The sequence below is a fragment of the Micromonospora sp. NPDC048999 genome (assembly GCF_040649295.1).
Classification (GTDB): domain Bacteria; phylum Actinomycetota; class Actinomycetes; order Mycobacteriales; family Micromonosporaceae; genus Micromonospora.
The window spans coordinates 49,769-67,526 of the sequence record NZ_JBEZFI010000027.1 but is presented as its reverse complement, the minus strand read 5'-3'; the positions used below and the strand labels follow the sequence as shown (position 1 = coordinate 67,526).

At 72.6% G+C, this 17,758-nt stretch carries 19 protein-coding genes; 5 read left to right on the top strand and 14 right to left on the bottom strand.

The genetic code is table 11. From position 1 onward, the window contains the following. Positions 1-21: 21 nt before the first annotated feature. Both AB0C02_RS23740 and gndA read left to right on the top strand, forming a co-directional pair. On the top strand, positions 22-354 hold the full coding sequence (locus AB0C02_RS23740) for an MTH1187 family thiamine-binding protein (RefSeq protein WP_357550984.1): 333 nt from the start codon (positions 22-24) through the stop codon (positions 352-354). Between the two features lie 94 nt (positions 355-448). Beyond that, positions 449-1,891, top strand: coding sequence for an NADP-dependent phosphogluconate dehydrogenase (gene gndA / locus AB0C02_RS23735; protein ID WP_357550983.1), 1,443 nt, complete (start codon positions 449-451; stop codon positions 1,889-1,891). Positions 1,892-1,893: 2 nt separating this feature from the next. Here gndA and AB0C02_RS23730 read toward each other — a convergent pair whose 3' ends face one another. Then, positions 1,894-2,670, bottom strand: coding sequence for an isoprenyl transferase (locus AB0C02_RS23730; RefSeq protein ID WP_357550982.1), 777 nt, complete (start codon positions 2,668-2,670; stop codon positions 1,894-1,896). 36 nt (positions 2,671-2,706) lie between these two features. Continuing rightward, the gene (recO, locus tag AB0C02_RS23725) at positions 2,707-3,516 is read right to left on the bottom strand and encodes a DNA repair protein RecO (protein ID WP_357550981.1); all 810 of its coding nucleotides are present in this window, start codon (positions 3,514-3,516) and stop codon (positions 2,707-2,709) included. A gap of 102 nt (positions 3,517-3,618) precedes the next feature. Here recO and AB0C02_RS23720 point away from each other — a divergent pair, with 102 nt between their 5' ends. After that, the gene (locus tag AB0C02_RS23720; protein WP_357550980.1) at positions 3,619-4,395 is read left to right on the top strand and encodes a DUF4097 family beta strand repeat-containing protein; all 777 of its coding nucleotides are present in this window, start codon (positions 3,619-3,621) and stop codon (positions 4,393-4,395) included. A gap of 11 nt (positions 4,396-4,406) precedes the next feature. Here the strand turns inward: AB0C02_RS23720 and AB0C02_RS23715 are convergent, their stop codons facing one another. The 8 genes from AB0C02_RS23715 to AB0C02_RS23680 form a co-directional block, all read right to left on the bottom strand. Next, complete coding sequence (locus AB0C02_RS23715; RefSeq protein ID WP_357550979.1) at positions 4,407-5,564, bottom strand: acyltransferase; 1,158 nt, start codon at positions 5,562-5,564, stop codon at positions 4,407-4,409. A gap of 186 nt (positions 5,565-5,750) precedes the next feature. Continuing rightward, a complete protein-coding gene (era, locus tag AB0C02_RS23710) occupies positions 5,751-6,638 on the bottom strand; it encodes a GTPase Era (protein ID WP_357551009.1) in 888 nt (295 codons plus the stop codon). Positions 6,639-6,643: 5 nt separating this feature from the next. Beyond that, positions 6,644-7,030, bottom strand: coding sequence for a cytidine deaminase (locus tag AB0C02_RS23705; RefSeq protein WP_357550978.1), 387 nt, complete (start codon positions 7,028-7,030; stop codon positions 6,644-6,646). Next, entirely contained in the window at positions 7,023-8,435 is a 1,413-nt protein-coding gene (locus tag AB0C02_RS23700; protein WP_357551008.1) for a hemolysin family protein, read from the bottom strand. Before AB0C02_RS23700 ends, AB0C02_RS23705 begins: the two co-directional genes overlap by 8 nt. After that, positions 8,411-8,884 carry an rRNA maturation RNase YbeY gene (ybeY, locus tag AB0C02_RS23695; RefSeq protein WP_357550977.1) on the bottom strand — a complete coding sequence of 158 codons (474 nt, stop codon included), beginning with the start codon at positions 8,882-8,884 and terminating at the stop codon, positions 8,411-8,413. Before ybeY ends, AB0C02_RS23700 begins: the two co-directional genes overlap by 25 nt. An 18-nt stretch (positions 8,885-8,902) precedes the next feature. After that, positions 8,903-9,961 (bottom strand): PhoH family protein, encoded by a 1,059-nt coding sequence (locus AB0C02_RS23690; RefSeq protein ID WP_357551007.1) that lies wholly within the window; start codon positions 9,959-9,961, stop codon positions 8,903-8,905. Between the two features lie 165 nt (positions 9,962-10,126). Further along, the gene (locus tag AB0C02_RS23685) at positions 10,127-11,503 is read right to left on the bottom strand and encodes a serine hydrolase domain-containing protein (RefSeq protein WP_357550976.1); all 1,377 of its coding nucleotides are present in this window, start codon (positions 11,501-11,503) and stop codon (positions 10,127-10,129) included. Positions 11,504-11,524: 21 nt separating this feature from the next. After that, on the bottom strand, positions 11,525-11,875 hold the full coding sequence (locus AB0C02_RS23680; protein WP_357550975.1) for a histidine triad nucleotide-binding protein: 351 nt from the start codon (positions 11,873-11,875) through the stop codon (positions 11,525-11,527). Between the two features lie 69 nt (positions 11,876-11,944). Here AB0C02_RS23680 and AB0C02_RS23675 point away from each other — a divergent pair, with 69 nt between their 5' ends. Further along, positions 11,945-12,706 (top strand): SDR family oxidoreductase, encoded by a 762-nt coding sequence (locus AB0C02_RS23675; protein WP_357550974.1) that lies wholly within the window; start codon positions 11,945-11,947, stop codon positions 12,704-12,706. A gap of 55 nt (positions 12,707-12,761) precedes the next feature. Here the strand turns inward: AB0C02_RS23675 and AB0C02_RS23670 are convergent, their stop codons facing one another. The 3 genes from AB0C02_RS23670 to hrcA all read right to left on the bottom strand — a co-directional run bounded on the left by AB0C02_RS23670 (position 12,762) and on the right by hrcA (position 15,737). Further along, entirely contained in the window at positions 12,762-13,496 is a 735-nt protein-coding gene (locus tag AB0C02_RS23670) for a 16S rRNA (uracil(1498)-N(3))-methyltransferase (protein WP_357550973.1), read from the bottom strand. Between the two features lies 1 nt (position 13,497). Beyond that, positions 13,498-14,640 carry a molecular chaperone DnaJ gene (dnaJ, locus tag AB0C02_RS23665; RefSeq protein WP_357551006.1) on the bottom strand — a complete coding sequence of 381 codons (1,143 nt, stop codon included), beginning with the start codon at positions 14,638-14,640 and terminating at the stop codon, positions 13,498-13,500. A 74-nt stretch (positions 14,641-14,714) separates the two neighbouring features. Next, entirely contained in the window at positions 14,715-15,737 is a 1,023-nt protein-coding gene (gene hrcA / locus AB0C02_RS23660; protein WP_357550972.1) for a heat-inducible transcriptional repressor HrcA, read from the bottom strand. A 196-nt stretch (positions 15,738-15,933) separates the two neighbouring features. On the opposite strand from hrcA, the gene AB0C02_RS23655 reads away from it, so the two are divergent. Further along, a complete protein-coding gene (locus tag AB0C02_RS23655; protein WP_357550971.1) occupies positions 15,934-16,479 on the top strand; it encodes a DUF4870 domain-containing protein in 546 nt (181 codons plus the stop codon). Between the two features lie 42 nt (positions 16,480-16,521). Here the strand turns inward: AB0C02_RS23655 and hemW are convergent, their stop codons facing one another. Further along, entirely contained in the window at positions 16,522-17,745 is a 1,224-nt protein-coding gene (gene hemW / locus AB0C02_RS23650) for a radical SAM family heme chaperone HemW (RefSeq protein WP_357550970.1), read from the bottom strand. Positions 17,746-17,758 lie beyond the last annotated feature (13 nt).

The window sequence follows — 17,758 nt, the reverse complement described above, 5'->3', positions numbered from 1 at the left end:
TTTACTGGCAGCATCGGCGGCATGCTGATCGCATTCTCGGTCACCCCGCTCGGCGTGGGTGACTCCGTGGGCGACCTGGTCGCCGACGCCGTCCGGGTGGTCCGCGAGTCCGGCCTGCCCAACCGGACCGACGCCATGTTCACCACCGTCGAGGGCGAGTGGGACGAGGTGATGGCGGTGGTGAAGCGGGCCGTCGACACGGTCGCCGCCCAGGCACCCCGGGTCAGCCTGGTGCTCAAGGCCGACGTACGCCCCGGAGTCACCGACGCGATGACGGAGAAGGTCGCCCGCGTCAAGGCCCGGCTGGCCAAGGCCGCCGGACCGACCGCCACGATGCCACCCAACCAGGAGTGACACCACGCTCACCTGCCGTCGATATCCCCGCCCGCGCCCGTACCGACCACGATACGGTCGCAGGACGGGCACCCGACGGAAGGTGGCGGTACGCATGGCAGCGCAGGCGACGGCGCAGATCGGCGTGACCGGCCTGGGGGTAATGGGCCGCAACCTGGCCCGTAACCTGGCCCGCCACGGCTTCACCGTCGCGGTGCACAACCGCTCGCCCGGACGCACCCGCAGCCTGATCACCGAGCACGGCGGCGAGGGCACCTTCGTACCGTCGGAATCGATGGCCGACTTCGTCGCCACGCTGGAGCGCCCCCGTGCGCTGATCGTCATGGTGAAGGCGGGCGGCCCCACCGACGCGGTGATCGACGAACTGGTGCCGCTGGTGGAGGCGGGCGACATCGTCGTCGACTGCGGCAACGCGCACTTCACCGACACCCGTCGCCGGGAGGAGGCGCTGCGCGGGCACGGGCTGCACTTCGTCGGCACCGGCGTCTCCGGCGGCGAGGAAGGCGCGCTGCACGGCCCGAGCATCATGCCGGGCGGCTCGGACGAGTCCTACCGCAAGCTCGGCCCGATCTTCGAGAAGATCGCCGCGCAGGTCGAGGGCACCCCGTGCTGCCGGCACATCGGCCCGGACGGCGCCGGCCACTTCGTCAAGATGGTCCACAACGGGATCGAGTACGCCGACATGCAGCTCATCGCGGAGGCGTACGACCTGCTGCGGGCGGGCCTGTCGGCGAGCCCGGCGGAGATCGCGGACATCTTCCAGCAGTGGAACGGCGGCGAACTGGAGTCCTTCCTCATCGAGATCACCGCCGACGTGCTGGCGCACACCGACGCGGCCACCGGCCGGCCGTTCGTCGACGTGGTGCTCGACCAGGCCGAGCAGAAGGGCACCGGCCGGTGGACCGTGCAGAGCGCGCTGGACCTGGGCATCCCGATCACCGGTATCGCCGAGGCGACCTTCGCCCGGTCGCTGTCCGGCCACGCCGACCAGCGCGCCGCCGCCCGCCGCGCCTTCGCAGACGCCGGCGAGAAGTGGCAGGTGGACGACCGGGAAGCCTTCGTCGAGGACGTCCGGCGCGCCCTGCTGGCCAGCAAGATCGTCGCGTACGCGCAGGGCTTCGACCACATCCGGGCCGGCAGCGAGAACTACGACTGGGACATCGACCTGGGCGGCACGGCCACCATCTGGCGGGGCGGCTGCATCATCCGGGCCCGCTTCCTGGACCGGATCCGCCAGGCGTACGACGCCGAGCCGGAACTGCCGACGCTGCTGGTGGCCCCGTGGTTCGCCGACCAGGTCGGCGCCGGGGTCCCCGCCTGGCGTCGGGTGGTGGCCGACGCGGCCCGGGCGGGCGTGCCGACGCCGGCGTTCTCATCGTCGCTGGCCTACTTCGACGGGCTGCGCGCGTCTCGGTTGCCGGCCGCACTGATCCAGGGCCTGCGGGACGACTTCGGGGCGCACACCTACCGCCGGGTGGACCGGGAAGGCGCGTTCCACACGCTCTGGGCGGGCGACCGCACCGAAGTGCCGGCCTGACGCTACGTCGTCGGGGCCACCGGGTTGGGCAGCGCGCCACCGAAGCGGCGATCCCGCTGGGCGTACAGCTCACAGGCGTACCAGAGGTGGCGACGGTCGAAGTCCGGCCAGAGCGTGTCGAGGAAGACCAGCTCGGCGTACGCGCTCTGCCAGAGCAGGAAGTTGGAGATGCGCTCCTCGCCGGAGGGGCGCAGGAAGAGGTCCACCGCGGGGACCTCCGGGTGGTAGAGGTACCGGGCGATGGTCTTCTCGTTGACCTTGCCCGGGTCGAGCTTCCCGGCGGCCACGTCGCGGGCGATCGCGGCGGCGGCGTCGGCGATCTCCGCCTGACCGCCATAGTTGACGCAGAACTGCAGCGTCAGCGTCGAGTTGCCCTGGGACATCTCCTCGGCGGTCTGCAGCTCGGAGATCACGCTCTTCCAGAGCCGCCCGGCCCGACCGGACCAGACCACCCGGACGCCCAGGTCGACGAGCTGGTCCCGGCGGCGGCGGATGACGTCCCGGTTGAAGCCCATCAGGAAGCGGACCTCGTCCGGCGAGCGCCGCCAGTTCTCGGTGGAGAAGGCGTACGCCGACAGGTAGGGGATGCCCAGCTCGATCGCGCCCTCGATGGTGTCGAAGAGGCTGTGCTCGCCCTGCTCGTGGCCCTGGGTCCGGGGCAGCCCGCGCTCCTTGGCCCAGCGGCCGTTGCCGTCCATCACCACCGCGATGTGCTTCGGCAGCGCCGCGGCCGGCAGGGCCGGCGGCCGGGCGCCGGACGGGTGCGGAGTCGGTGGCACCGGCTCCCGCCGGACGGCCCTCGTCGATCGAATCACTTACGCAGTCTCCCTGTTCGCGCCGGCGGGGGTGGGCCCGGTGCCGGCACCCCGGTCGACCAGCGGCAGCGAGCGTAGCGCGCGCTCGAGATGCCACTGGAGGTGTGCCGCGACCAGGCCGCTGCACTCCCGGCGTACCGCGGTCTCGGTGGCGTCCGCGTACGTCCAGTCGCCGGTGTTCAGCGCGGACATCAGGTCGACGGTGGCCGGGGCGGGGTGGGCGGCCCCGGGCGGCCGGCAGTCCGGGCAGACCGCGCCCCCGGCCGGTACGGAGAACGCCCGGTGCTTCCCCGGGGTGCCGCAGACCGCGCAGGCGGTCAACGCGGGCGCCCAGCCGGCCAGCGTCATCCCGCGCAGCAGGTAGGCGTCGAGCACCAGGGTGGTGGCGTGCTCGCCCCGGGCCAGGGACTTCAGCGCGCCGAGGGTGAGCTGGAACAACCGCAGCGACGGCTCCCGCTCGACCGGGGTGAGCCGCTCGGCGGTCTCGGCGATCGCGCTGGCCGCCGTGTATCGGGGGTAGTCGCCGAGGAACCGCTTGCCGTAGAGGTCGATCCCCTCGACCTGGCTGACGGTGTGCAGCGAGCTGCCCTGGTTGCCCTTGGGATCGCCGGCGAGCTGGAGATCGACGTGCCCGAACGGCTCCAGCCGGGCACCGAATCTGCTGGTGGTGCGCCGGACGCCCCGGGCCACCGCCCGCAGCCGGCCGTGCCGGCGGGTGAGCAGGGTGATGATCCGGTCGGACTCGCCCAGCTTCTGTACGCGCAGCACCACCGCGTCGTCGCGGTAGAGCTGTCGGCGGTACCCGGCCATCCGGTCATTCTCCCTCGGGGTGCCATCTCAGGGTCGGTTCGGGGTCGATCGGCGCTCGGACCCGGATGTGCCGACCCGACGGCCGGCCGTAGCGTGCTGGCCATGCCTCAGCATCGAACCGCCGTCGCCGCCACCGCCGCAGCCGCCCTGGTCCTCCTGTCCGGGTGCGACACGCTGTCGTTCAGCGAGCTGACCTACGACAACATCGAGGCGGTGAAGATCACCCGAATCACCGTACGGCCGGGCTCGGGCGACGTGACGGTGCGCGGGTCCGGGGCCGCCACCGACGTACGGATCAAGCGGAAGGTCCGCTACCAGGGCACTCAACCCGACACCGGTTACCGGATCACCGGAGACGAGCTGGTGTTGGACACCGGCTGCGGCAACCGCTGCAGCGTCTCCTGGGAGGTGACCGCTCCCGAGGGCGTGACGGTACGCGGCGAGACCGGCTCCGGGGACATCACGCTGAGCCAGGTCGGCGCGGTGGACGTCAAGCTGGGCTCCGGCGACGTCAGCGTGACGGCGGCACACGGCGACGTCAGCGCCGAGACCGGCTCCGGGGACATCACCGTGGACGACGCGACCGGCGCGGTCCGGCTGCACACCTCCTCCGGCGATGTCGAGGCGCGGCGGCTGGCCGCCGGGGTGGACGCGGAAACCTCCTCGGGTGATGTGACCGTCGAGCTGGACCAGCCGGCCTCGGCCCGGGTGCACACCGGCAGCGGCAACGTGGAGCTGGCCGTGCCGGACGGCCGGTACCGGGTGCGGACCAGCACCGGCTCGGGCGAGACCTCCCTGGCGGTGACCGACGACCCGACCGCCGCCCTGCTGCTGGACATCAGCACCGGCAGCGGCGACCTCACGATCAGCCGTCGCTGACCAGCCATGCGTCAGGCCCCTCGACCGGCCCGATCGGCAGCACGCCGGGGGCTGGGAAGCCGGGGCGCAGTGGTGGGGTGGGAGGCCCCGGCCGCCGCCAGCTCGGCCTCGGCGCCGGCGGGCGCGGGGCTGGCCGGGGCGGCCGCCGCGCGCTCGGCCAGGGCCGGCCGGCGCCGGCCGGGGATCAGCTGCGGCGTACGCCGGGCCGCCACGTCCTCGACCCAGCCGAACAGCAGGGTGACCACGCCGACCAGGGCGAACACCAGCACCACCCGGATCGCCAGGCCGAGCGGGTCGCGCGGGGTCCAGCCGACCAGACCGACCAGCGGGGTGAGCGCCACCACGAACGACATGTGCCACAGGTAGACGGTCAACGCGCGCCGGTTCAGCACGGTGACCGCCCGACCCAGCACCGGGATGCGGTCGACCCAGGCCGCGTCGGCCGGGGCCCGGCCGATCGCCACCAGGATGAACGCGGCCGACCAGAGGGCGTTGCCGAGGTGGATGTCGTTCAGGTCGTAGCCGCGCGAGCCGGGGTGGGTGAAGATCCAGGACAGCCCGGCGGCGCCGACGACGAGCACGATGGGCACCAGCACCCGGTTGCTGAGCCGACGGAGCATGCCGTCGTGGTGGGCGAAGCCGAGCAGCCAGGCGCCGAAGTACAGGCCGAACTCGCGCAGCACGGTCGGCGGGTTCCGGTACACGCCCAGTTCGATCAGCACGAGCAACGCATACGGGGCGAGGATGGTGGGCAGCGGCGCCCGGCGGAACAGCCACAGCACCAACGGCGAGGCCAGCACGAACCACAGGTAGTCCCGGAGGTACCAGATGGGGCTCAGGGCCAGCGCGCCCCAGTGGTTGGCCGGTGGGTCGCTGACCGGGAAGAGCCAGAGCAGCACCTTCGGGGTGAGCGGCAGACCGGTGAGCAGCATGGCCGGCACGAAGATCGCGGCGACCACCCACAGCGACGGCAGCAGGCGACGCAGCCGGCGCAGCACGGCCGGCGGGCCGGTTCGGTCCAGCGAGGCGGCCATCAGTGAGCCGGCGAGCGCGAACATCACCGACATCGCCGGGAAGATCAGCGTCAGGGCCGCCGATCCGACGACGTGGTAGACGACGACTCGCACGATGGCCAGGAAACGGAGCAGATCCAGGTATCGGTTTCGCATCAGCCTGCAGCTTGGTCCGGGGGCAAGGGCATCACAACGCTTCCCCTACCCTCCGACCCCAGCGGGTGAAACGGCGAGCAGACCGGGCTGTAAGTGAAACATCCCATAGTGCCGACCGTTCCGGATCAGTCCGAAAAGCGAGCCGCCGGCCCCGATGTCCGGAACCGGCGGTCGGCGGTCGGGCGGTCAGAAGCCCAGTTTGCGCAGCTGCTTCGGGTCGCGTTGCCAGTCCTTGGCCACCCGGACGTGCAGATCGAGATAGATCCGCGTGCCGAGCAGCTCTTCGATCTGCTTACGGGCGGTGGTGCCGACCTCCTTCAGCCGGCTACCCCGGTGACCGATCACGATCGCTTTCTGGCTCGGCCGCTCGACGTACACGTCGGCGTAGATCTTGGTGAGCCGGCCCTCCGGGATCATCTCCTCCACCACCACGGCGATGGAGTGCGGCAGTTCGTCCCGGACGCCTTCGAGGGCCGCCTCGCGGATCAGCTCGGCGACCAGCACCTGCTCCGGGTCGTCGGTGAGCATGTCGTCCGGGTAGAGCTGCGGCGACTCCGGCAGGTAGCCGGTCATCACGTCGACCAGGGTGTCCACCTGGTGGCCGGAAACCGCGCTCACCGGCACAATGTCGGCGAAGTCGCCCAACTCACTCACCGCGAGGAGCTGCTCGGCCAGCCGCTTCCGGTCCACCAGGTCGGTCTTGGTGACCACCGCCAGCACTGTCGCCTTGAGGCTGGCGAGCTCACCGGTGATGAACCGATCGCCCCGGCCGATCGGCTCGTTCGCCGGGATGCAGAGGCCGATCACGTCGACCTCGCTCCACGTCTCCCGCACCAGGTCGTTCAGCCGCTCGCCGAGCAGCGTACGAGGCCGGTGCAGGCCCGGAGTGTCGACCAGGACGAGCTGCGAGTCCGGCCGATGCAGCACGGCCCGGATGACGTGCCGGGTGGTCTGCGGCTTGTTCGAGGTGATCGCGATCTTGGTGCCGACGATCGCGTTGGTCAGCGTCGACTTGCCGGCGTTGGGCCGCCCGACGAAACAGGCGAAACCCGCACGGTAGGGACGCTGCTCCATGTCACTCACGCGACCACCGTGCCGAGGACGGTGCCGTTCGGCGCGGCCACGTGGATCGGCGCGTCGACGGAAAGGTCCCGGACCGCGGCGTGCCCGGCACCGTCCAGCGTCGAGGCCTCGGTCACCACCACGGCGGCCTCCAGCCGGCTGGCCCCTGCGGCGACCGCCGAGGCGACCGCGAGCTGGAGCGCCGTCAGCGTCAGCGACGGCAGCGCCACGCTGGCCGCCGCGTACGTCCGGCCGTCCTGGTCACGGACCGCCGCACCCTCCACGGCTCCGACCCGGCCACGCGCGCCCCGGGCCAGGACGACCAGCTTGCCGTCCTCGGCGCTCAGCGCGGCGGGGTCGGACGGGGTGGGCCGGGCGGCCGGCACGGCAGGTGACTCAGGCATCGGCGGGTTGCCTCTCCTTGGAACGGTTCTGATTGCCGCGGGACCCGGCCTGCTCGCCGCGCCCCGCGCTGTCGGATTCGTCGCCCGGCGCGACCCGGCTCACCAGCAGGGTGTCGATCCGGTTACGCCGGCCGGTGGTGCCCTCGGCGATCAGCCGGAGCCCGGCCACCTCGGCCTCGGCGCCGGGGATCGGCACCCGGCCGAGCGCCTGCGCGAGCAGGCCGCCGACCGTCTCCACCTCATCGGTGGGCAGTTCGGTGTCGAACAGCTCGCCCAGGTCCTCCACCGGCAGCCGGGCGGTCACCCGCACGGCCCCGTCCGCCAGGCGTTCGACCGGCGGGCGTTCGACATCGTACTCGTCGGTGATCTCACCGACGATCTCCTCCAGGATGTCCTCGATCGTGACCAGGCCGCCGGTGCCGCCGTACTCGTCCACGACGATGACCAGGTGGTTACGGGCCGCCTGCATCTCGGAGAGCAGGTCGTCAACCGGCTTGGACTCGGGCACGAAGGTCGCCGGGCGCATCAGCTCCGCCACCGGAAGCTGGGCGGTGTGGGGGTCCCCGCCCTGAGTGTGCCGGATCAGGTCCTTGAGGTAGAGCACGCCAAGCACGTCGTCCACGCTGTCGCCGATCACCGGGATCCGGGAGAAGCCGGAGCGCAGGAAGAGCGCCAGCGCCTGGGCGAGCGTCTTGCCCTCCTCGATCCACACCATCTCGGTGCGCGGCACCATCACCTCACGGGCGATGGTGTCGCCGAGGGCGAAGACCGAGTGGATCATCTGGCGTTCGCCGTGCTCGACGACGCCCCGCTGCTCGGCCAGGTCGACCAGCTCGCGCAGCTCCACCTGGGTGGCGAACGGCCCCTCCCGGAAGCCGCGCCCGGGGGTCACCGCGTTGCCGATCAGGATCAGCAGCGACGCGAGTGGGTTCAGCGCCCGGCCCAGCCAGCGCACCAGCGGGGCGACCGCGCGGCCCACCGGGTACGCGTGCTGCCGGCCGAGGGTACGCGGCGCGACACCGACCACCACGAAGCTGACCACGGTCATCGCCCCGGCGGTGACCAGAGCGGCCCGCCAGCCGGCGCCGAACGTGTCCACCGCCACCAGCGCGACCAGCGTGGTGGCGGTCAGCTCGGCCAGCAGCCGGAGCAGAAGCAGCAGGTTGAGGTGGCGGACCACGTCACCGGCGACCGCCTGGAGGGTACGAGCGCCGCGCGCCCCGTCCCGGGCCAGCTCGGCGGCCCGGGCCGGGGAGACCGCGGCCAGCGCCGCCTCAGTCATCGCGATGAGGCCGGCGAACACCACCAGCGCCGCCGCGAGAGCGAGGAGCTGCAGGTCGGGCAGATTGGCAGGATCGCTGCCGGCCGCCAGGGTGGTCATCATTTCGACCGGGTCGACCGCCAGCTGGCCAGCAGTCGGGCCTGGAGACCGAACATTTCCCGCTCCTCCTCCGGCTCGGCGTGGTCGTAGCCGAGCAGGTGCAGCACCCCGTGCACGGTGAGCAGGTGCAGCTCGTCGGCGGCCGAGTGGCCCGCCGTGGCCGCCTGCTTGGCCGCCACCTCGGGGCAGAGCACGATGTCGCCGAGCAGCGCCGGCTCACCACCGGTCGGGGCGTTCTCCCCCGGCCCGTGGTCGACGCTGCCCTCGTCCATGGGGAAGGCGAGCACGTCGGTCGGGCCGTCACCACCCATCCAGCGGTGGTTCAGCTCGGACATGTAGTCGATGTCGACCAGCAGCACGGAAAGCTCGGCGAGCGGATTGACCCCCATCTCGTCGAGGGCGTGCCGGGCGACGGCGAGCACGGCGTCGGTGTCGACCGCGACACCGGACTCGTTGGCGATCTCGATGGACAACTGTCTTCCTCTGGTGAATTAGCGGCGCCGGCCGGCCCGGCCGCCCTGGGCGGTCCGCCCGGGCACGGCGTGCACGCCCTGCGCCTGCTGGTTCTCCCGCTCGGCATCCCAGCGGGCGTATGCGTCGACGATCTCGCCCACCAGCGTGTGGCGGACCACGTCGGAGCTGGAAAGCTGGGCGAAGTGCACGTCCTCGACGTCACTCAGGATCTCCCGGACCACCCGCAGGCCACTGGTCGTGCCGCCGGGGAGGTCCACCTGGGTGACGTCACCGGTGACCACGATCTTGGAACCGAAGCCGAGCCGGGTGAGAAACATTTTCATCTGCTCGGGCGTCGTGTTCTGCGCCTCGTCCAGAATGATGAACGCATCGTTCAACGTTCTTCCCCGCATGTATGCCAGCGGCGCCACCTCGATCGTGCCGGCCGCCATCAGCTTCGGGATGGACTCCGGGTCGAGCATGTCGTGCAGCGCGTCGTACAGCGGGCGCAGGTACGGGTCGATCTTCTCGTTCAGGGTGCCGGGCAGGAAGCCCAGCCGCTCCCCCGCCTCGACCGCCGGCCGGGTGAGGATGATCCGGTTGACCTGCTTGGCCTGCAGCGCCTGCACGGCCTTCGCCATGGCCAGGTAGGTCTTACCGGTGCCGGCGGGACCGATGCCGAAGACGATCGTGTTGGCGTCGATCGCGTCGACGTAGCGCTTCTGCCCGAGCGTCTTGGGACGGATGGTGCGGCCGCGCCGGGAGAGGATGTTGAGCGTCAGGACCTCGGCGGGCCGCTCGGTGCTGCCCTGCTCGAGCATGCCGACGGTACGCCGGACGGCGTCAGTGGTCAGGGTCTGACCTTTCTCGATGAGTTCGAGCAGCTCGCTGAAGAGGCGCTCGGCGAGGGCGTTGTCCGCGGGCGCGCCGGTGATGGTGATCTCGTTGCCCCGCACGTGGACGTCACTGTTGACCGAACGCTCGACGAGCCGCAGGATCTCGTCGCCCGCGCCGAGCAGGTTCACCATGATCTTCTGGTCGGGGACCGTGATCCTGGTCTGCACCCGGGGCGGGTCGGGAGGTGGGGTGCCGGTCATAGGTCGGGCCGTCAGGCCCTGCGCCACCTGCTTCCAATCTCGGCGCCGGGCCCTACTGGCGCGGCGTACGGTTCCACCCATCGTATCGGTTCAACAGCGGCTGCACCTTGGCCATTTCCGGCGGGCGCAGCCCGCCGGAACCGCCACCCAGCCGGCGGCAGGAGATCAACTACCGGTGCGGAAGTCGTACCCGTCGAAGGTCTCCTGGTCGCGGGTGAAGCGGTAGGTGGCCCAGTGCATCCGGACCACCGCGCCGCGCTCGTCCCGGGTCAGCCGAAGCAGCTCACCCACCTCGCGGCCGGCGACGGTGCGGAACACGTCCGGCCGATCCGGCAGCGGCGCGAACACCGCCGGCGGTTTGCCGGCCGGATCGTCGGCGCCGCGGGCCCGCAGCGCCCCGTCGTGCCAGGAGAACACGCACTCGAAGCCCTCGCCCCACCAGCGGCCCAGCATCCCGCGCAGGTGCTCCGGGGCGGGCTGGCCGGGGCGCCACGGCTCGATGTCGGCCGGGTCGTGCTCGGCGGCGGCGGCGAGCAGCCGGTGCGGCAGGTCGAGCACCTCCACGCCGGTGCCGGAGGAGCCGAGCACCGCGCAGCCCATCGCGCCCGCCGTGCCGTCCCCGCCTCGCCGGCCGTAGACGGCGGCCAGGAAACCGGGCATCGCCCCGTCGTGTCCCACATGCATCACCCGCCCCGGCTGTGGCACCAGGATCAGGCCCAACCCGAAGCCGGCCGCCCAGAGCGTCTCGTCGGTGGTGGTGAGCGCCCAGCGCATGTCGTCGAGGGTGGCCGGGGCCAGCACCGAGCCGGCCGGGTCCAGCGCGGCCGGATCGGCCAGGAAGGCCGCCCAGCGGGCCATGTCCGGCGCGGTGCTCCACAGCTGCGCGGCCGGGGCCACCCCGCCGAAGTCGGTCGGCGGCTCCGGCCGTGCCTCGTCGGAGTACGCGTCGACCAGGAACCCGGTCGCCGCCCGGTCGCCCGGGGTGAGGCCGGTGGCGGTCAGCCCGAGCGGTGCGAGCACCCGATCGGCCAGCGCCTCCGCCCAGGTGCCGCGCCGCAGTCGGGCCACCAGCTCGCCGAGCAGGGACATCCCGAGGTTCGAGTAGTGGTAGCGCCGGCCGGTCGGCAGCACCCGCTCCACCCGGTCCAGGTCGGCGATCAGCTCGGCCACGCCGGGCACCCGCAGCGTGTCCCAGACGTCGCCGTGCGGCTCACGCTGCAGGCCCGCCGTGTGCGACAGCAGCCGGCGTACGGTCAGCTCGCCGTGTGCCGGCAGGTCGAGGTGCCGCCCGATCGGGTCGTCCAGGTCGAGCAGCCCGTCGTCCCGGCACTGCATCACCAGCACGGAGGTGAAGGTCTTGGTGACCGAGCCGATCCGGAACACCGTGTCGGAGTCGAGCGGGGTGGCGTTGCCGGTCCCGCCGACCGCGCAGGTCCAGAGCGGCCGGTCGGCCCGGTGCAGGGCGACCGAGACCGCCGGGATCCGGCCCTGGGCCTGCGCCTGCCGCACCATCCGGCCCAGCCGGTCATGCACCGTGATCATGCCGGCAGTCTAGGGGCGGCGTCAGCGGCAGAGCATCGGGCCGAGCGGCGCGCCGCCGAACACGTGCGCGTGCACGTGGAAGACCTCCTGGCCGGCGTACGCCCCGGTGTTGAACATCAGCCGGAAACCGTCGGCGAGCAGGCCCTCCTCCTCGGCCACCGTGGCGGCCGTGGCGAGCACCTCACCGGCCAGCGCCGGGTCTCCCTGGGCGAGGGTGGCCACGTCCGCGTAGTGCTCCTTCGGGATCACCAGCACGTGCGTGGGCGCCTGGGGGTTGATGTCCCGAAAAGCGAGGGTCGTGGCGGTCTCCCGCACGATGGTGGCCGGGATCTCCCCGGCGACGATCCGGCAGAACAGGCAGTCGGTTCCCATTCGGGCATGCTAAGGCGTGCGGCCCGGACCGCGTCGCGGGCCCACCGGCAGCGCGGGCATGATGTCCGCGTGACTTCTCGGGCGATCTTGGTGACAGGGGCCTCGCGCGGCATCGGGCGCGCGGTGGCGCGGGCGTTCGCGGCGGGCGGTGACCGGGTGGCGATCCACCATCGGGACTCGGCGGAACTGGCCGAGGGGGTACGCGCAGAACTGCCCGGCGACGGGCACGTGGTGGTCCGCGCCGACCTGACCGACCCGGACGCGGTCCGCGCGATGGTGGACGAGGCAGCGGAACGGCTGGGCGGGCTCGACGTCCTGGTCAACAACGCCGGCGTGTTCGGGCCGCGAGACCTGCCGCACCCGGTCTTCGGCAACACCTACGCGCAGTGGCAGGAGCAGTGGCGGCTGGTCCTGGAGACCAACCTGACCGGGGCCGCCAACGTCACCTGGTGCGCCGCGCAGCACATGCGCGAGCGGGGCGGCCGAATCGTGAACGTGTCGTCCCGGGGCGCCTTCCGGGGCGAGCCGGAGCAGCCGGCGTACGGGGCGAGCAAGGCGGGGCTGAACGCGCTCGGCCAGTCGCTCGCGCTGGCCCTGGCCCCGTACGGCATCGCGGTGGCGACGGTCGCGCCGGGCTTCGTGGAGACCGACATGACCACCACGCACCTCAGCGGCGAGCGCGGCGACGCGATCCGCGCCCAGTCCCCGTTCAATCGGGTCGCCCGGCCCGCGGAGATCGCCGCCGCCGTGCACTGGCTGGCCAGCCCGGAGGCCGAGTGGGCCACCGGCACAATCGTCGACCTGAACGGCGCCTCCTACCTGCGCAGCTGACCCCGCGCCGGCCGGCCGAGGCAGGCCGGGCGGGTGGCGGGGCCAGCGCCGCCGGTTACCAGCGGGCGAGGCGGGTGGCGAGGACGCTGAGCGCGGCCACGCCGGCCGTGGAGGTGCGCAGCACCGAGGGACCGAGCCGCACGGTACGGGCGCCGGCCTCGCGAAACGCGGACAGCTCGGGCGGAGCGATGCCGCCCTCCGGGCCGACCACCAGCACGATCTCGCCGGTCTCCGGCAGCTCAGCGGTGGTCAGCCGCTCCTCGGCCTCCTCGTGCAGCACGAACGCGGCGGCCGCCCCGGCGATCCGCCGGGCCACCGTCGCGGTGGACTCGTCGGGCGTGCCGGCCACCACCGGCAGCCAGGCCCGGCGGGCCTGCTTGGCGGCTTCCCGAGCGGTGGCCGCCCACTTCTCCCGGGCCCGTACGCCCCGGTCGCCGCGCCACTGGGCCACCGAGCGGGACGCCGCCCACGGGACGATCTCGTCGACCCCGACCTCGGTCATCGCCTGCACGGCCAGTTCGCCCCGCTCGCCCTTGGCGATGCCCTGCACCACGACGAGCCGGGGGACGGGCGCGTCGACGTACCCCTGGGAGGTGACCGTCAGGTCGAGGGTGCCCCGGCCGACGGCCGTGACCACCGCGCCGGCGGTGCCGCCCCGCCCGTCGGCGAGCAGCAGCTCCTCGCCGACACGCAGCCGCTGCACGGTGGCGGCGTGATGCCCCTCCGGTCCGTCCAGGGTCAGCGTGTCGCCGGTGGGCAGCGCCTCGACCAGGAACAGCGGTGCCGACACGCTAGGCGTGCCCGTTAAAGGCGTCGCGCATCCGGGAGAAGAAGCCGCCCTGCTTGCTCAGCTCGGCGACCTCCTCGCCCCGGGTCTTGGCGAACTCGCGCAGCATCCGCTCCTGATCGGCGTCGAGCTTGGTCGGGGTACGGACGTCGAGGTGGACGTAGAGGTCGCCCCGGCCGGTGCCCCGCAGGTGCGGTACGCCCCGGGCGCGCAGCCGCAACGTGCTGCCCGGCTGGGTGCCCGGCTTGACGTCGACCGTCTCCTCGCTGTCCAGCGTCTTGATGGTCAGTCGGGTGCCGAGCGCGGCGGCGGTCATCGGCACGGTGACCCGGCAGTGCAGATCGTCGCCCTTGCGCGAGTAAACGTCGTGCGGCCGCTCGTGGATCTCCACGTAGAGGTCGCCGGCCGTGCCGCCGCCCGGACCGACCTCGCCCTGCTGAGCCAGCCGGATCCGCATGCCGTCCTCGACCCCGGCGGGGATCTTGACGGTCAGCGAGCGGCGGGTCCGGACCCGGCCGTCCCCGGCACAGGTCGGGCAGGGGTGCGGGATGGTGGTGCCGTAGCCCTGGCAGACGGTGCACGGCCGGGCGGAGACCACCTGGCCGAGGAAGGTCCGCTGCACCGACTGCACCTCGCCGCGCCCACCGCATGCCTCGCAGGTCGCGAGGTGGGTGCCGGCCGCCGTCCCGGCGCCGGAGCAGGTGGTGCAGAGCACGGCGGTGTCGACCGTGAGCGGGGCCTCCACGCCGAACGCGGTCTCGTTGAGATCCAGCTCCAGCCGCAGGATCGCGTCGGCACCCGGACGGGTACGCGGACGGGGCCCGCGCGAACCGCCGGCGGCTCCGCCGAAGAACGCGTCCATGATGTCCTGGAACCCGACGAACGGGCCGGCACCGCCCGGTCCACCCGGACCGGCGCCTCCGCCCCCCGGTGCCAGCGGGTCGCCGCCCAGGTCGACGATCTGCCGTTTCCGATCGTCCGAGAGGACCTCGTACGCGGCGTTGATGTCCTTGAACTTCTCCTGTGCCTCCGGGTCCGGATTGACATCCGGGTGGAACTGCCGCGCCAGCTTGCGGTAGGCGCGCTTGATCTCGTCGTCGGAGGCCTCCCGGCTGACGCCGAGAATGCCGTAGTAGTCCCTGGCCACTGCGTTCGGTGTCCTCATGTTCGTCTCGCGTTGCGCCGGTCGCCGGCATCCTGCCGGCCGCCGCCCCTGACTGGTCAGTTCTGGGCCAGCAACTCGCCCACGTAGCGTGCCACGGCTCGCACCGTGGCGATGGTGCCGGGGTAGTCCATCCGGGTCGGCCCGACCACGCCCAGGCCGCCGACGATGACGCTGCCCGGGCCGTACCCGGTGCTGACCACCGAGGCGGCGCGCAGGTTGTCGATCTCGTTCTCGTCGCCGATCAGCACCCGGGTGGTGCTCGGCTCGGCCTCACCGATGAGCTTGAGCAGCACGACCTCCTCCTCGAGCGCCTCGAGGATGGGCCGCAGCGAGCCCTGGAAATCCAGCAGGCCACCTCGGGTGAGGTTGGCGGTGCCGGCCAGCGCGATCCGTTCCTCGTGCCGCTCGACCAGCGTCTCCAGCAGCACGCTTGAGAGCGTGGCCATGGCCGGGCGCAGGTGCGGCGAGGACTCGTCCACCAGCGCCTGGACCAGGGGTGGGGTATCGGACAGCCGGCTGCCGACCAGCTTCTCGTTGGCCAGCCGACGCAGGTCGGTGACGTCGTCGGCCGACAGCGGGCCGGGCAGCTCGACCAGCCGCTGCTCGACCCGGCCGGTGTCGGCGATCATGACCACCATCAGCCGGGTGGTGGAGATCGGCACCAGCTCCAGGTGGCGCACCTTGGAACGGGCCAGGCTGGGGTACTGCACCACGGCGACCTGCCGGGTGAGCTGGGCCAGCAGCCGGACCGTGCGGTGCACCACGTCGTCCAGGTCGACCGCGCCGACCAGGAACCGCTCGATGGCCCGACGCTCGGCCGGGCTCAGCGGCTTGACCCGGGAGAGCCGGTCGACGAAGAGCCGGTAGCCGCGGTCGGTGGGCACCCGGCCGGCGCTGGTGTGCGGCTGCCGGATGTAGCCCTCGTCCTCCAGGACGGCCATGTCGTTGCGCACGGTGGCCGGGGAGACGCCCAGCTGGTGGCGCTCCACCAGCGCCTTGCTGCCGACCGGCTCCTGGGTGGCGACGTAGTCCTCGACGATCGCGCGGAGCACTGCGAGCTTGCGGTCGTCGAGACCCATCTCCCTCACCTCCTGACCGAGCATCTGGCACTCGACTGTAGCGAGTGCCAGTCTACGTCGGCGCACCCACCGACGCGATGATCAGCGACGGACCTCCGGTGCGGCCCACCGCACAGTCCGCGAGAGCAAAACAGTCGGACATCCGGAGCGGTGTCGCTCTGGCGCGTCGTTGCGAACGGGACCTACCGTGACGTCCATGACTGAACCACCTCGCTTCCCCGGAGCGGGAGAGCCCGGCGCCCAGCCGCCGGGCGACACCCCGCCGTCGGCACCATACGGCTCCTCGCCGGGCTACGAGCCCCCCACCGCACCAATGTCCGGGGGCCCGAGCGGCCCCGGCTATCCCCCACCCGGTGGCTATCCGCCGCCGGGCGGCTACCCCCCGCCGGGCGGCGGCTACGGCAACAACGAGGACAAGACCTGGGCGCTGATCGCGCACTTCGGCGGCGCCGCCGGCGCGCTGATCAGCTTCGGTCCGCTGGGCTTCGTCGCCCCGCTGATCGCCTTCCTGGTCCGTGGCCCGCAGTCGCCCACCGCCCGGGCCCACGCCCTCGCCGCGCTGAACTTCCAGCTCCTCTGGTCGATCATCGCGTTCGTGCTGCTCTTCGTGAGCTGGTGCCTGCTCTTCCTGCCCAGCATCGCGGTGGTGGTTATCCAGATCCTGTTCGGGATCATCGCCGGCATGAAGGCCAACGAGGGCCAGCCCTACCGCTACCCGATGTCCGCGAGCTTCATCAAGTGACCGTGACCCGGCCGACCTGCGGTCGGCCGGGTCCGTCACCGCTCAGGGCAGCAGGTCGCGAACCACCGCGTCGGCCAGCAACCGGCCGCGCAGGGTGAGCACGGCCCGGCCGGCCGCGTACCCGTCGGCGGTCAACAGACCGTCGGCCAGTGCCCGCTGCGCGCCGGCGCGACCCGCCTCGTCCAGCACCTCCAACGGCAGGCCCTCGGCGAGCCGCAGCCGCAGCATCACGTCCTCCATGTGCGCCTCGTCGGGGGTGAGCACCTCCCGGGCCAGGCCGGGTGACTCCCCCGCGGCCAGGCGTCCGGCGTACGCAGTGGGGTGCTTGACGTTCCACCAGCGCACCCCGCCGACGTGGCTGTGCGCCCCCGGGCCGAGGCCCCACCAGTCGCCGCCGGCCCAGTAGAGCAGGTTGTGCCGGCACCGGGCCGCCTCGGAGCGGGCCCAGTTGGAGACCTCGTACCAGGAGAAGCCGGCCGCGTCGAGGGCGGCCTCCGCGGCCAGGTAGCGGTCCGCCGCGACGTCGTCGCTCGGGTACGCCAGCTCACCGCGGCGCATCCGGGCGGCCAGCCGGGTGCCCTCCTCCACGATCAGGGCGTACGCGCTGACGTGGTCCACGCCCGCCGCCACCACCTGGTCCAGCGAGGCGGCGAAATCCTCCGCGCGCTCCCCCGGCGTGCCGTAGATCAGGTCCAGGTTCACGTGGTCGAACCCGGCGTCCCGCGCCTCCAGAGCAGCGGTGGTGGCCCGGCCGGCGCTGTGCTGCCGGTCCAGGACCGCCAGCACGCCGGGCGCGGCAGACTGCATGCCCAGCGAGATCCGGGTGTAGCCGGCCGCCCGCAGCGCCTTTAGCGACTCACGCGTGACGGACTCGGGGTTGGCCTCGGTCGTCACCTCGGCGTCGGCGGCCAGCCCCCAGGTGCGGTCGATGCCGTCCAGGATCCGGGCCAGGTCGTCGGCGGGGAGCAGGGTGGGCGTACCGCCGCCCACGAAGACGGTGTCCACCCGGGGCGGCGGGGTGTCGCCCAGCGCCCGGCCGGCGAGCGCCAGCTCGGCCAGCACGGTCTCGGCGTACGACTCGCGGCTGGCTCCGCCGCCCAACTCGGCCGACGTGTAGGTGTTGAAATCGCAGTAGCCGCAGCGGCTGGCGCAGAACGGGACGTGCACATACACCCCGAAGCCGCGCGCGCCGACGGTAGACAGGGCGGCAGTGGGCAGCGACCCGTCGACCGGGACGGGTTCGCCTTCTGGAAGAGCGCCGGGCATGGCCACTAGTGTG

Excerpts from the sequence above, each read along its gene's own strand:
- era (WP_357551009.1), bottom strand. The coding sequence starts at position 6,638 with ATGGAGCAGCGTCCCTACCGTGCGGGTTTCGCCTGTTTCGTCGGGCGG.
- AB0C02_RS23715 (WP_357550979.1), bottom strand. The coding sequence starts at position 5,564 with ATGCGAAACCGATACCTGGATCTGCTCCGTTTCCTGGCCATCGTGCGA.
- AB0C02_RS23655 (WP_357550971.1), top strand. The coding sequence starts at position 15,934 with ATGACTGAACCACCTCGCTTCCCCGGAGCGGGAGAGCCCGGCGCCCAG.
- AB0C02_RS23680 (WP_357550975.1), bottom strand. The coding sequence starts at position 11,875 with ATGGGAACCGACTGCCTGTTCTGCCGGATCGTCGCCGGGGAGATCCCG.
- AB0C02_RS23740 (WP_357550984.1), top strand. The coding sequence starts at position 22 with ATGCTGATCGCATTCTCGGTCACCCCGCTCGGCGTGGGTGACTCCGTG.
- AB0C02_RS23685 (WP_357550976.1), bottom strand. The coding sequence starts at position 11,503 with ATGATCACGGTGCATGACCGGCTGGGCCGGATGGTGCGGCAGGCGCAG.
- AB0C02_RS23705 (WP_357550978.1), bottom strand. The coding sequence starts at position 7,030 with ATGCCTGAGTCACCTGCCGTGCCGGCCGCCCGGCCCACCCCGTCCGAC.
- hrcA (WP_357550972.1), bottom strand. The coding sequence starts at position 15,737 with ATGGGTCTCGACGACCGCAAGCTCGCAGTGCTCCGCGCGATCGTCGAG.
- recO (WP_357550981.1), bottom strand. The coding sequence starts at position 3,516 with ATGGCCGGGTACCGCCGACAGCTCTACCGCGACGACGCGGTGGTGCTG.
- AB0C02_RS23690 (WP_357551007.1), bottom strand. The coding sequence starts at position 9,961 with ATGACCGGCACCCCACCTCCCGACCCGCCCCGGGTGCAGACCAGGATC.
- hemW (WP_357550970.1), bottom strand. The coding sequence starts at position 17,745 with ATGCCCGGCGCTCTTCCAGAAGGCGAACCCGTCCCGGTCGACGGGTCG.
- AB0C02_RS23720 (WP_357550980.1), top strand. The coding sequence starts at position 3,619 with ATGCCTCAGCATCGAACCGCCGTCGCCGCCACCGCCGCAGCCGCCCTG.
- gndA (WP_357550983.1), top strand. The coding sequence starts at position 449 with ATGGCAGCGCAGGCGACGGCGCAGATCGGCGTGACCGGCCTGGGGGTA.